Below are 12460 nucleotides of genomic sequence, written 5' to 3' on the forward strand. Positions count from 1 at the left end.
ACAGATTCAACGCAGTCGACGATGGCCACCAAAACTTCCGCTACCCACGAGGCTGCCGTCGACCGGGCCTGGGCGCTTTTTTGCCGGCTGCACGATGCGCCCTCGTGCATCCATGCGGGTCAGCTTGTCCATTGGCTCGGCGAAGACCCCCGGCATGTGCGGGCGTTCGACGAGGCGCTCACGCTGTGGGCGCTTGCGGGCGCAGCCCTGCTGGGGCCCGTGCTCGAAGAAGCGCAGCACAACGGCTCCGATCTGCAATAGCCCGTGCGGCAACGCTTCAATCATCTCGTGAAAACAACCGTCAAGCTCCGCGCCGGTGCGCTGAGCCGCCGCATCGCCGCTGTCGCTGCCATGGTCGCCGGCCTGTTCGTTGGCATCGGCCCGGCAGGGGCCAGGCCTGAAGCTCCGGCGGCAGTGTCGGTCGACATACGCCGCACCGGCGACGGCATCCCCCACGTGCGGGCCGCCACATGGCGGGGGCTCGGCAGCGGCTACGGCCAGGTGCAGGCCGAGGACGCGCTGTGCACGCTGGCCGACGCCTTCGTGACCTACAGCGGACAGCGCTCCCTGTACTTCGGCGCCGGCAGCAAGCCGGCCACGCGCTCGACCTTCGGCGAGCCGGTCAATCTCGATCTCGACTTTTTCTTCAAGGCCTTCGCAGGGCAGGAGGCCGTCGGGGCGCTGAAGCGGGAGCAGCCGGCCGAGCTCGTCGAACTCATCGAGGGCTACGCCGCGGGCTACAACCGCCATGTGCGCTCGCTCCGGCAGGGCGGCAAGGACGCACGGCATGCCTGCAGCGGCGAGCCCTGGGTGCGGACCATCGAACCCGACGATATCTACCGCCGCATGATCGCCGCGGCGCTGGCGGGCGGGTACGCGCGTTTCGTCTCCGAGATCGCGAATGCGAAACCCGCCGCGGCCGCACCGCCTGCGCCTTCGGACAAGCTCTCGCTGTCGTCCCGACTCGATATTCCGGTGGGCGACGCACGCGGCATCGGCAGCAACATGCTGGCCTTCGGCCAGGCCGCCACGGGTGAGCGGGGCGGCAGCGTGCTGTTCGGCAACCCGCACTGGTATTGGGGTGGCCCCGACCGCTTCTACCAGGCGCACCTCACGCTGCCGGGCAAGATGGACGTGGCGGGCGTGTCCTTCCTGGGCATTCCGGTGGTCATGATCGGCTTCAACAACGACGTGGCCTGGAGCCACACGGTGTCGGCCGCGCGCCGTTTCGGGCTGTTCGACCTGACGCTGGACCCTGCCGATCCCACGCGCTACATGGTCGACGGCCGCTCCGAGGCCATGCAGGCCCGCACGCTCGCCGTGGCCGCGCGCAAGCCGGACGGTACCGTGGACCTGGTCCAGCGCACCCTGTACAGCACGCGTTTCGGCCCGGTGGTCGACCTGGGCGCGCGCAACGCCGCGCTCGGCTGGAGCGCCCGCAAGGCACTCGCGATGCGCGACATCAATGCGGGCAATCCGCGCATCTTCCGCAACTTCCTGCGCTGGAACCAGGCGCGTTCGCTCGACGAGTTCATCGGCATCCAGCGCGAAGAGGCGGCGATGCCCTGGGTCAACACGGCGGCCATCGGGCGCGGCGACGGCCGGGTCTGGTATGCCGATATCGGCGCGGTGCCCGGCGTTCCCGATGACCTGCGCTCGGCCTGCGCCACGCCGCTGTCGAAGGCGTTTGCCGCACTCGATCCGGCAACGCCCCTGCTCGACGGCAGCCGCTCGGCCTGCGAGTGGCAGTCCGCGAAGAACGCCGCGCAGCGGGGCGCCCTTGCCGCCGACCGGATGCCCAGCCTTCTGCGCGAGGACTATGTCGCCAACATGAACGACAGCTACTGGCTCACGAACCCGGCGCAGCCATTGACGGGATTCGCATCGATCCTCGGCAGGGAAGACCGGCTGCTTTCGATGCGCGGAAGAGAAGGCCATCGCATCGCCGGTGAACTTGCAGGCATGGGCGAAAGCTCCGCCCGGGGGCTGGCAGGCCAGGTCATGCGAAAGACGCTGGAGGCCCGCGCCTACACCGCCGACAAGTTCAAGGCCGCCATGCTCGACGGCGCCTGCACGCCGGGCCGGGTGGAACTGCCGGCCGACGACGCGGTGGCAACAGCGCGGACGATCGACATACGGCAAGCCTGCCAGGTGCTGCGGAACTGGCCGAACCGCGCCGACGCCAGGGACCGGGGCCCATTGCTGTGGGACGCCTTCTGGACACGGGCGCAGAAGATCCCCGCACAGGAGCTCTACACGCAGCCGTTCTCGGCGTCCGCACCGCTGCAAACGCCATCCGGCATCAACGCCGCGGATCCCCGCATCGCGCGCGCGCTGGCCGGCGCGGTCGAGGACATGTCGCGCAAGGGATGGGCACTGGACGCGCCGCTCGGCGAGCACCGCTTCGCCCGCAGCGAAGGCCGCCGCATCCCATTGTCCGGCGGCTGCGACGCCGAAGGTTATTTCACGAACGCCTGTGCGATAGAGGGCGACTACGCCATGGGCGATCGCTCCCACGGCAACACCTATCTCCAGGTTGTGTACTTCGACCGGCATGGCGTGCAGGCGCACACGCTGCTCGCGCACGGCGAGCGCGAGACCGCGGTGAGAAACGGCAAGGGAGCGGCGCCGGTCGCGCGCTACGCGAGGAAGGATTGGCTGCGCTTTCCGTTTCGCGAGCAGGACATCGCACGCGATTCCCTGCTGCGGCAGCGCGCGCCGGGTCGCTGAATTGCCCGGGGCTCAGCCCCGCTTGGGAATGCCCAGGCCCTTGGCAACGGCCGGGCGCGCCACGAAGGCTTCGAGCACGCGGGCCACGTTCTTGAACTCGCCGAAGCCGACCAGGTCGCCTGCCTCATAGAAGCCGACCAGGTTGCGCACCCACGGAAAGATGGCGATGTCGGCGATGGTGTAGCTGTCGCCCGCTACCCACTGGCTGCTTGCAAGGTGCTTGTCGAGCACTCCGAGCAGCCGCTTCGATTCGGCCACATAGCGGTCGCGCGGACGCTTGTCTTCATAGTCCTTGCCCGCGAACTTGTTGAAGAAGCCGAGCTGGCCGAACATGGGGCCGATGCCGCCCATCTGGAACATGAGCCACTGAATGGTTTCGTAGCGGCCCGCGGCGTCTTGCGGAATGAACTGGCCGGTCTTGTCGGCCAGGTAGAGAAGAATGGCGCCCGACTCGAAAAGCGCAAGCGGCTTGCCGCCGGGGCCGTCAGGGTCGAGGATGGCGGGAATCTTGTTGTTCGGGTTGAGCGACAGAAACTCCGGCGACATCTGGTCGTTGGTTTCGAAGCTCACCAGGTGCGGCTCGTAGGGCAGGCCGGTTTCTTCGAGCATGATCGAAACCTTCACCCCGTTGGGCGTGGGCAGCGAATAAAGCTGCAGCCGCTCGGGCTGGAGCGCGGGCCATTTCTTGGTGATGGGAAAGCTGGACAGGTCGGTCATGGGTGAATCAGGAAAGCGGAGTTGGGAACGCCGCGCCTTCCGGGTTCAGATGCCGAGCCAGGTTATCAAGGCTGCCTCGACTTCGGCGGAGGGTGCGACGAAGCCAGTGTAGGTCGATGTGGTGAGCGCGCGCTTGCCAGCGTCGCTTTGTGCCAGCCCCAGCAGGGCTTCGCGCGCGGCGCTTGCGGTGGCGGCATCGAGCTTGCTCGACACCAGCCATTGCTTGATCGGTACCGCGCGCGACTCTGCGCAGACGTTGCCGCCGCCATCCTTCCAGGTCTTGATCACGCCCGATGAGGCCGTGGCACCGTAGGCAACGAAGCCGTTCTGCACGTAGAAGGGCACCGCGTCCTGGTAGCGCGTGTTGGTGAGCTTGAGCGCGGCAGGCTGCACGCCGTGCTCGCGCAGAAGGGCGCGCGTGATCACCGAGGTGATCGAATCCGCGTCGGGCATGACCAGGCCCTTGCCCGCGATGCTCTTCCAGTCGGAGATGGGCTGCGGCTCCTTGCACAGCAGCGACACCTTGTACGCGGTAAAGCCGCTCGTCCAGGCCAGCGTCTGGTAGCGGCCGCTCTTGGTGGCTTCGAGCGCCACATGGGCCGGATGGATGAACGCGATGTCGACCTGCTGTCCCTTCAAGGCCTCGCGCGCACTGTTGTACGAGATCAACACCTTGATGGTCACGGGCTGCTTCAACGCCTTGCTCAGTACCTCGGCAATGGGTTCGAAGCGAGGCGCAATCTGGCTTTCGGTGACCTGGTAAGTCACGCCTTCCGTCACGCCGATGACCAGCGCGTGGGCGGGGGCGCCCGCCGCCAGCAGCAGGGCTGCAGCCGCTTGCACGGCCGGACGGAGCAGGGACGGCTTGCGGCGCCGGCTCTCCTCCCTGGCGGTGCAGATGTCGGAGCCGGTCTTCGCAGTGTGGAGGTCCATCAAACCATCATAGGGGCCGGGGGCACGGCCGACGATGATCGCAAGCACCTATGCGCGCGGCGCCTCGCCCATGGCATGGCGCCGCGGCGGGAGAAATTTCAGAACCGCGCCTTGAGGAAGGCCGAAGGCCCGTGCAGCTTGACCTTGACCCGGGTCTCCGCGGAGCTGCTTTCGCGCGCCAGGTCGATGTTGGTGACGCCGTAGGCCAGCACCAGGCCGACGTTCTTCACCGGGAACCACTCCACGCCCGCGCTGGCGTTGTAGATGTTGCCGTGAAAGCGCCCGCCGCCCTTGCGCACGCCCGAGAGGTCGGCAAACAGGCGCAGGTCCGGGTTGATGGCATGCCGCACGCCGACTTCTAGCAAGGGAGCGAAGGCATCGTCGCTCGCGTCCTCGTTCAGCTGGCCGATCCGTCCATTGACCGCGACGTTGGCGTTCGCGCCAACGTTGATGCGGTAGTAGGCCGCGCCCGCGCCCAGGCCGAACACCGTGTTGCCGGAGCCGAGCCACCACTTGTACGAGAGCTTGGCGAAGTCGAGCTTCACGTTGAGGTTGGCGTTGCCGATGGCGTTCACCGTGCCGAAGCCGCCGAGAGACTCGCTGCCTGCCGCCTGGCCGAAGTAGTCGCGCTTGTAGCGGTAGTAGTCGAAGGAGATGCCGTGGCTGTCGCCGATCAGCAGGTCGGCTGTGACGCGCGGCATGGTCACGCGGCCGGGTTCGAGGTCGCGCGTTCGCAGCGCGCCATACGGCGAACTGACCGATGCATTGAATTTGGGGTCGGCGCTGAAGGCTCCCACCGAGAAACTGAAGCGGTCCAGTGCGGGCGAAGGGTCGGCCCATACAGGTACATGGGCGAAGAGCAGTCCGGCACCGGCCAATGTGCCCAGCGTCGTCAATCTGGCGGTATTGGCGAACGGGCGGGAGCGAGGCAGCAGCATGAAGGGTCCTTCAGAAGGCAAAAAAAAGCCTCGGGACCGACACGCAATTTTTATGCGCGCAGTGCTTCCGGGCGGCGGCTCCCTTTTGATGACCGCCAAGTTAATAGCGCGTTCGCAAAACGCCCATGCGCCGATTGCCGTTCTGCTTGTAGGACAGCGTTGATGCGTCCGCCGACAAGCGTGAAAAAGTACTAGGGGTAAGCTTTGAACATGCGCAAACACCTCTCCGCAACCACCGGCCCGCAGCGTCTTTTCTATGGCGGCGTGGCGGGCGTCGTCGTCGCGGCGATTCCCTGGCCGCTCGACGCCATGACGCGCGGACTTGCGGGCTGGTGTGTCGCCGCCGCCGTCTACCTCGTGCTCACGTGGTGGCTGGCCCATACCTTCGATGCACGACGGACCCGCGAGCGCGCGCAGTCGCTGGACCAACCCAACGTGGTGATCCTGGTGTCGATGCTGGTCGCGATTGGTGCGAGTGTGGTTGCCATTGCCATGCTGCTCCAGCAGGTCAAGCTGATGAGCGGGCCGGCGCGGGCCGGGCATATCGGGCTCGGGGTGATGGCGCTCGCGGGGTCGTGGCTCATGATGCACACGATCTACGCCTTTCACTACGCGCACCGCTACTACATCGACCAGCGCGACGGCTCGCCCGATGGCGGGCTGGATTTTCCGGGCAAGGACGAGCCGGACTATTTCGACTTTTTGTATTACGCCTACGTGGTCGGCATGACCTCGCAGGTGTCGGACGTGCAGGCCACCTCGCGTGAGATGCGGCGCATCACGCTGGTGCACAGCGTGCTCGCGTTTGCCTTCAACATGCTGGTGCTTGCGTTGTCGGTCAACGTGGTCGCGGCGGCGATGTAGCAGCGGCGGAGCCCGCGCCCGGCCACAGCTTCACGAGGCCCGTGGAAAGCGCCACGCCGCAGACGATGACGGCCGCGCAGATCAGCATCCACTGCGTGATGTTCTCGCCGAGGAACACCGCGCCGTAGAACACTGCGAACACCGGCACCAGGAAAGTCACCGTGAGCGCGCGCGCCGGTCCCGCATTCGCGATCAACCGGAAGAACAGGATGTAGGCCAGGCCGGTGCAGGCAATGCCCAGCGCCAGCAACGCGAGCCATGCGCGCAGGCTCGGCATTTGCGTGGGCCAGAACCAGAGCGCGGGCAACGCGAGGAACAGCGTGGCGCCGATCTGGCTGCCGGTGGCCGTGGCCAGCGCGGGCACGCCGCCCAGGTAGCGCCGCGTGGCGCTGGCCGCCACGCCATAGCTCGCGCAGGCGCCGAGGCACGCCAGCACGGCCCACAGCGCGGCGTTGCCGCCCGCATCGGCATGCAGGCCCGCGCTGCGGCTTGCCAGCATGGCAACACCCGCAAAGCCGATGATCAGCCCGACGATGCGCGAGCCGTCGGGCCGGTCGCGAAACCAGGCCCACGCCACCAGCGCGCCGAACATCGGCACGGTGGCGTTGATGACGGCAGCCAGGCCGCTGTTGATGGTGAGCAATGCAAAGCAGAACAGTGCGAAGGGAATGCCGGAGTTCAGCACGCCGATCGCCATCGACGCCTTCCAGTGCTGTGCCAGCGCCGCGCCGTGCCCGCGCATGAACAGCAGCGGCAAAAGAAAGAGCGTGGCGACGCCGACGCGCACCGCGGCTGCCGGCAACGCGCCGAACTCGGCCGCGCCGATGCGCATGAAAAGAAAAGACGCCCCCCAGAGCGCGCCCAGCAGCACAAGATCGAGAAGCCAGGCCTTGGGCTTCGGCGAGGCGGTGGTGTTGTCTTTTGTTGTCGTGCTCATACGTTCTTTCGATCAGTGCGCGCAGCCGGAGCCGAACTCTATTTCGATTCGAGTTCCAGCAATGCGGTTTTGCGATGAAGCCCGCCAGCGTAACCGGTCAGCGACCCGTCGGAGCCGAGCACGCGATGGCAGGGCACGATCACGCTGATCGGGTTGCGCCCCACGGCCGCGCCCACCGCGCGCACCGCGGCCGGGTTGCCCACGTTCACGCTGAGTGCGCCGTAGGTCATGGTCTTGCCCGCCGGTATGGCAAGCAGCGCCTGCCACACGCTCTGCTGGAACACCGTGCCGTGCGAGAGGTCGAGCTTCACGTCGAAGGTGTCGCGCTTGCCGGCGAAGTAGTCGCGCAGCTGCGCGCCGGCATCGACGAGCGCGGGATGATCGTCCTTGGTTTGCCAGCCCGTGGTGTCGGGCCAGTGGCGTTGCTGGTCGAACCAGACGCCTGCTAGGCCTTCGTCGGTGGCCGCCATGGTGATGCCGCCCAACGGCGTGCCGATGTGCGATGTGTAGATGACTTTGCTCTTGAACTTCATGACATTTCAGGCTGCGAGGCCTGCCGTTGTGATGTTGTTGAAAGAAGGCTCCGCCGCGGGCGATTCCGCGGCCGTAGCCGGTGAAGGTGCGTGCCATGCACGCAGCACCGCGTAGCTGCGCCAGGGGCGCCATGCCTGCGATGCCTCGCTGGCCGCGCGTGCGGTGCTCACGCCCAATGCTTTCTGCAGCGCGACGTCGCCCGCCGGAAATGCGTCGGGCCAGCGCAGTGCGCGCATCGCGATGTACTGCGCGGTCCAGGCGCCGATGCCGGGGAGTTCCTGCAGCGCGGCGATGGTCGAGGGCACATCGGCGCCCGCATGCAGCGCCAGCTTGCCTGCGGCAACTTCGCGGGCGATGGCCTGCAGCGCCGCTTGCCGCTGCCGCACGATGCCGAGCTGTCCGAGTGCGTCGCCGCTCGCGGCCGCCACTGCCGCGGGCGTGGGAAACAGCCGGTTCAGTCCGTCGATGGGCGTGGCGATGGGCTCGCCGAATGCCGCGACCAGCCGCGAGCCCAGCGTGCGCGCCGCGGCCACCGTGATCTGCTGGCCGAGCACCGCGCGCACCGCGAGCTCGAAGCCGTCGACCGTGCCCGGCACGCGCAGCCCGTCGCCATGCGGAAAGGCTTCGTGCAGCGCGGCGTTGATGGCCATCGGCTCGGCGTCGAGGTCGAGCATGGCGCGTGCGCGGCTGATCACGATCGGCAGCACCGCGGCGAGCGAATCGCTGACCGAGAGCAACATCTGCTCGCGCTCCATGTCGAAACGAAGTTGCAGCCATCCGGCGTGTGTCTGGGCGCCTTGCTGCACGCGCAGCGTGCGGGCCAGGCGAACATAGGCAGGCGTGCCGCCTTTGACGGGTGCCTTGCCGTCGGCCGTGAAAGCCACTTCAACGCCGCGCAGCGCACGGCGCGCAAAGAAGCCGAGCATCGCGTTCACGTCATACGGCGGGCGGAAGCCCAGGCGCACTTCGATGGCTTTTCCCTCGCCGCTCTCGGCACCGCCCGCGCGCCGCAGCGCACTCGGGTTGAGGCCGTAGTGCTCCAGGAACGCGGCATTGAAACGGCGCACGCTCGCAAAGCCGCTGGCCAGCGCCACCTGCGTCATCGGCAGCCGCGTGTCGGCAATCAGTTGCTTGGCGGCCAGCAGGCGCCGCGTTTGCAGGTACTGCAGGGGCGAAACGCCGAACTGCGCCTCGAAGATGCGCCGCAGATGGCGGTCGCTCACGCCGAGGCGTGCCGCAATCTGCGCGGCGCCCGGGCCGTCTTCGGCCCACGCATCGGGTTCGTCGATGAGGCGCGCGGCTTGCAGTGCGAGAATGCGCGAGGCATCTTCGGTGGACCAGCTCGCCGCGCGCGGCGCCAGTTCGGGCCGGCAGCGCAGGCAGGGGCGAAAGCCTTCCGCCTCGGCCTGCGCCGCATGGCGGAAGAACCGGCAGTTCTCGCGGCGGGGCAGTTTCACGCGGCAGACCGGCCGGCAATAGATGCCGGTGGAGGTCACCGCGGTGAAGAACGAGCCGTCGAAGCGCGCATCGTGCGTCTTCATCGCCAGGTAGCAGGCGTCGCTCTCGAGTGCTTCAGTGGAGGCATGTGTGGAGGCATGTGTGGAAGGCATGGGCAAATGATACGGTTTCGACTCGTTTCAACTGGCCGTTTTCGGACATGTGGGCACGAGACTGCTTGCCTACAATGGCTCGGTCTTTAGAACTACAGGGAATGCCTTCTCATGCAACTCAGTGCGTCGATTTTCAAGGCCTATGACATTCGCGGCGTGGTGCCCGTCACGCTCGATGCCGAGGTCGCCGAAGCGCTTGGCCGGGCTTTCGGCAGCGCCGCCCGCGCCGCCGGTGAAAAAACCGTGGCGGTGGGCCGCGACGGCCGTCTGTCGGGCCCTGCGCTTGCCGAAGCACTGATCAAGGGCCTTGTTGCCACGGGCATCGAGGTCATCAACGTCGGCGCCGTGACCACGCCCATGCTGTACTTCGCAGCCCACACGCTGTCGAGCAGCGGCATCCAGGTAACCGGCAGTCACAACCCCAAGGACTACAACGGCTTCAAGATGGTGCTGGCGGGGCGCGCGATCTATGGCGACGAGATCCAGGGCCTGCGCAAGGTCATGGAAGAAGGCACCGCCAGGCTCGCACCCGGCGGCAGCGTGCGCAACGTCGACGTGACCGATGCTTATGTGAAACGCATCGTCGGCGACATCAAGCTGGCCCGCCCGCTCAAGATCGTGGTCGATTCCGGCAACGGCATTGCGGGCGCTTCGGCACCTGCCATCTTCCGTGCCATCGGCTGCGAAGTGACCGAGCTGTTCAGCGAAGTCGACGGCGACTTCCCCAACCACCACCCGGATCCGAGCAGGCCCGAGAACCTCAAGGACCTGATGGCCGCACTGGCCACGGGCGACGCCGAACTGGGCCTGGCCTTCGACGGCGACGGCGACCGGCTCGGCATCGTCACGAAAGACGGCCAGAACATCTTCCCCGACCGCCAGATGCAGCTCTTTGCGCAAGACGTGCTCTCGCGCGTGCCGGGCGGCACCATCGTGTACGACGTGAAGTGCTCGCAGCGCCTGGGCCCGGCCATCGAGGCCGCGGGCGGCAAGCCGATGATCTTCAAGACCGGCCATTCGCTCATCAAGGCCAAGATGAAGGAAATCGATTCGCCGCTCGGCGGCGAGATGAGCGGCCACATCTTCTTCAAGGAGCGCTGGTTCGGTTTCGACGACGGCACCTATGCGGGCTGCCGCCTGCTCGAGATCCTGAGCAAGACGCCGAACGCGAGCGACACGCTCAACGCGCTGCCCACGAGCTTCTCGACCCCCGAACTCAACGTGAAGTGCGCCGAAGGCGAGCCGCACGCGGTGGTCGACAAACTCGTCGCAGGCGCGAGCTTCGCGGCACCCGCCGTGGTCTCGACCATCGACGGGCTGCGCGTCGACTGGCCCGACGGCTTCGGCTTGATTCGCGCTTCCAACACCACGCCGGTGCTGGTGCTGCGTTTCGAAGGCCAGACCGATGCGGCCCTGAAGCGCATCGAAGCCGAAATGCTCGCGCTCCTCAGAACCGTCAAGGCCGACGCGACGTTGGCCGAAGCGTCGCACTGAGTCCCGTGCGTTCGCTGCTGCTGCGCCTCTACGGCGTCTTCACCTCCGTCGTGCAACCGCTGGTTCGCCGCAAGCTGCGGCGCCGCGCGGTGGCGGAGCCCGGCTACGGCGTGGCCGTCGAAGAGCGCTTCGGCTACTACGACGACGAAACCACCGGTGAGGGCCAGTGTTGGGTGCATGCGGTTTCGCTCGGCGAAACGCGCGCGGCCGCCATCCTGATTGCGGAGTTGCGGCGGCAGTATCCGGGCATACCGATCCTGCTCACGCACGGCACCGCCACGGGCCGTGAAGAAGGCGCCAAGCTGCTCGAGCCCGGCGACACGCAGGTGTGGCAGCCGTGGGACACGCCGGGCGCGGTGGCGCGTTTTCTCGATCGCTTTCAGCCGCGCATCGGCGTGCTGATGGAAACCGAAGTCTGGCCCGAGATGGCCGCCGCCTGCGCCGAGCGCCGCATTCCGCTGGTACTCGCCAATGCGCGGCTCAACGAAAAATCGCTGGCCGCGGCCGAGCGCCTTGGCTGGCTCGCGCGCCCCGCGTATTCGGCGCTGGCCGCCGTGTGGGCGCAAACCGAGGCCGATGCGCACCGGCTCGTGTCCCTCGGCGCCAAGGTGGCCGGCATCTACGGCAACCTCAAGTTCGACGCCTCGCCCGACGTGCGCCAGCTCTCCGCCGCCGTGGCGCTGCGCGAACGCCTGCCGCGGCCCATGGTGGTGCTCGCAAGCTCGCGCGACGGCGAGGAGCGCATGCTGCTCGACGTGCTCAAGCGCTTCGGCGCCACGTCGCCTGTGCCGCCGGAGCAGGGCGCGGTTCGTTCGATTGCCAAGCGCGTGCACGACGTGCAGTGGATGATCGTGCCGCGCCATCCGCAACGCTTTGACGAAGTGGCCGCGCTGATCGAATCACAAGGCTTTGCCGTGGCGCGCCGCAGCGCCGCCGGTGAGCCGACCGACGCCGAGATATGGCTCGGCGACTCGCTCGGCGAAATGGCGCTTTACTACGGCCTTGCCGATGTCGCGCTGCTCGGCGGAAGCTTCGAGCCGCTGGGCGGCCAGAACCTCATCGAGCCCGCCGCGTGCGGTTGCCCCGTGGTCATGGGCCCGTCGACCTTCAACTTTGCCGAGGCCGCGCAGCTTTCGCTCGCGGCCGGCGCCTCGCTGCGTGTCGAGAACATGGAGCAGGCGGTGACCGCGGCCCTCAAGCTGGTCGAGAACCCCGAGCGCCGCGCCGTCATGGCGCAGGCCGCGCTGGCTTTCTCGTCGTCGAACCGCGGCGCGGCCGAACGCACTGCCGCGGCGGTGCTGGCCATTGCACAGGCCGCCGATCCCGTGGTCACCGAAAGCGCGCCGCTGGACGATTCCAGAGCAGAACCAACGCTGGAGTGACCTGGCAAACAGTTAAAAATTCACGATTGTTTCGCCGAAGGAAAGAGGCGATGGCTTCGTGAAATAAGCCCAATGCCGCGAAGGCGCTCCTCCCACAATGCGACATCGTGATTGTTCAGGAGGGCGACAGTGGAGAAAAAGATCATTGCGGCTGGCGGTCCGCCAGCATCTGGAGGGTGCTTGCCCTTCTTGCCCTGTCTTCGCAGTGGCGCCAGGGGTTCCATCGCCGCGGCGCTGCTCGGGTGCTTCCTGAACTCTCCGGCGCTGGCGCAAGAGGTACCGGAGCCAGGCACGCTGCAACGCCTGGCGGCTCAATCCGGC

General features: G+C 67.3%; 11 protein-coding genes. 5 read left to right on the forward strand and 6 right to left on the reverse strand.

Annotation, left to right across the window (positions count from 1 at the left end):
- The first annotated feature begins 21 nt into the window (after positions 1-21).
- Together ABIC94_RS12180 and ABIC94_RS12185 are read left to right on the forward strand one after the other, a co-directional pair.
- Positions 22-261, forward strand: a complete 240-nt coding sequence (locus tag ABIC94_RS12180) for a hypothetical protein (protein WP_354373260.1) — start codon at positions 22-24, stop codon at positions 259-261.
- A 27-nt stretch (positions 262-288) separates the two neighbouring features.
- Complete coding sequence (locus ABIC94_RS12185; RefSeq protein ID WP_354373261.1) at positions 289-2730, forward strand: penicillin acylase family protein; 2442 nt, start codon at positions 289-291, stop codon at positions 2728-2730.
- 12 nt (positions 2731-2742) lie between these two features.
- Here ABIC94_RS12185 and ABIC94_RS12190 read toward each other — a convergent pair whose 3' ends face one another.
- The 3 genes from ABIC94_RS12190 to ABIC94_RS12200 all read right to left on the reverse strand — a co-directional run bounded on the left by ABIC94_RS12190 (position 2743) and on the right by ABIC94_RS12200 (position 5318).
- Entirely contained in the window at positions 2743-3447 is a 705-nt protein-coding gene (locus ABIC94_RS12190) for a glutathione S-transferase N-terminal domain-containing protein (RefSeq protein ID WP_354373262.1), read from the reverse strand.
- A gap of 45 nt (positions 3448-3492) precedes the next feature.
- Entirely contained in the window at positions 3493-4380 is an 888-nt protein-coding gene (locus ABIC94_RS12195) for a phosphate/phosphite/phosphonate ABC transporter substrate-binding protein (RefSeq protein WP_354373263.1), read from the reverse strand.
- A gap of 98 nt (positions 4381-4478) precedes the next feature.
- Positions 4479-5318 carry a hypothetical protein gene (locus ABIC94_RS12200; RefSeq protein WP_354373264.1) on the reverse strand — a complete coding sequence of 280 codons (840 nt, stop codon included), beginning with the start codon at positions 5316-5318 and terminating at the stop codon, positions 4479-4481.
- A 210-nt stretch (positions 5319-5528) separates the two neighbouring features.
- On the opposite strand from ABIC94_RS12200, the gene ABIC94_RS12205 reads away from it, so the two are divergent.
- Positions 5529-6182 carry a DUF1345 domain-containing protein gene (locus tag ABIC94_RS12205; protein ID WP_354373265.1) on the forward strand — a complete coding sequence of 218 codons (654 nt, stop codon included), beginning with the start codon at positions 5529-5531 and terminating at the stop codon, positions 6180-6182.
- Here ABIC94_RS12205 and ABIC94_RS12210 read toward each other — a convergent pair.
- Genes ABIC94_RS12210 through ABIC94_RS12220 form a run of 3 tightly spaced genes read right to left on the reverse strand, consistent with a single transcriptional unit; the run spans position 6157 to position 9263 of the window.
- A complete protein-coding gene (locus ABIC94_RS12210; RefSeq protein ID WP_354373266.1) occupies positions 6157-7119 on the reverse strand; it encodes a DMT family transporter in 963 nt (320 codons plus the stop codon). The two genes, ABIC94_RS12205 and ABIC94_RS12210, sit on opposite strands and share 26 nt — an antisense overlap.
- A 38-nt stretch (positions 7120-7157) precedes the next feature.
- The gene (locus ABIC94_RS12215; protein ID WP_354373267.1) at positions 7158-7652 is read right to left on the reverse strand and encodes a methylated-DNA--[protein]-cysteine S-methyltransferase; all 495 of its coding nucleotides are present in this window, start codon (positions 7650-7652) and stop codon (positions 7158-7160) included.
- Positions 7653-7658: 6 nt separating this feature from the next.
- Complete coding sequence (locus ABIC94_RS12220; protein WP_354373268.1) at positions 7659-9263, reverse strand: DNA-3-methyladenine glycosylase 2 family protein; 1605 nt, start codon at positions 9261-9263, stop codon at positions 7659-7661.
- 111 nt (positions 9264-9374) lie between these two features.
- Between ABIC94_RS12220 and ABIC94_RS12225 the strand changes: the two genes are divergently transcribed.
- Both ABIC94_RS12225 and ABIC94_RS12230 read left to right on the forward strand, forming a co-directional pair.
- Complete coding sequence (locus tag ABIC94_RS12225; protein ID WP_354373269.1) at positions 9375-10757, forward strand: phosphomannomutase/phosphoglucomutase; 1383 nt, start codon at positions 9375-9377, stop codon at positions 10755-10757.
- A 5-nt stretch (positions 10758-10762) separates the two neighbouring features.
- Positions 10763-12139, forward strand: coding sequence for a 3-deoxy-D-manno-octulosonic acid transferase (locus tag ABIC94_RS12230; RefSeq protein ID WP_354373270.1), 1377 nt, complete (start codon positions 10763-10765; stop codon positions 12137-12139).
- Positions 12140-12460: the final 321 nt, after the last annotated feature.

The sequence above is a fragment of the Variovorax paradoxus genome (assembly GCF_040544635.1).
Classification (GTDB): Bacteria; Pseudomonadota; Gammaproteobacteria; order Burkholderiales; family Burkholderiaceae_C; genus Variovorax; species Variovorax paradoxus_R.

Excerpts from the sequence above, each read along its gene's own strand:
- ABIC94_RS12190 (WP_354373262.1), bottom strand. The coding sequence starts at position 3,447 with ATGACCGACCTGTCCAGCTTTCCCATCACCAAGAAATGGCCCGCGCTC.
- ABIC94_RS12205 (WP_354373265.1), top strand. The coding sequence starts at position 5,529 with ATGCGCAAACACCTCTCCGCAACCACCGGCCCGCAGCGTCTTTTCTAT.
- ABIC94_RS12215 (WP_354373267.1), bottom strand. The coding sequence starts at position 7,652 with ATGAAGTTCAAGAGCAAAGTCATCTACACATCGCACATCGGCACGCCG.
- ABIC94_RS12210 (WP_354373266.1), bottom strand. The coding sequence starts at position 7,119 with ATGAGCACGACAACAAAAGACAACACCACCGCCTCGCCGAAGCCCAAG.
- ABIC94_RS12195 (WP_354373263.1), bottom strand. The coding sequence starts at position 4,380 with ATGGACCTCCACACTGCGAAGACCGGCTCCGACATCTGCACCGCCAGG.
- ABIC94_RS12200 (WP_354373264.1), bottom strand. The coding sequence starts at position 5,318 with ATGCTGCTGCCTCGCTCCCGCCCGTTCGCCAATACCGCCAGATTGACG.
- ABIC94_RS12220 (WP_354373268.1), bottom strand. The coding sequence starts at position 9,263 with ATGCCTTCCACACATGCCTCCACACATGCCTCCACTGAAGCACTCGAG.
- ABIC94_RS12180 (WP_354373260.1), top strand. The coding sequence starts at position 22 with ATGGCCACCAAAACTTCCGCTACCCACGAGGCTGCCGTCGACCGGGCC.
- ABIC94_RS12225 (WP_354373269.1), top strand. The coding sequence starts at position 9,375 with ATGCAACTCAGTGCGTCGATTTTCAAGGCCTATGACATTCGCGGCGTG.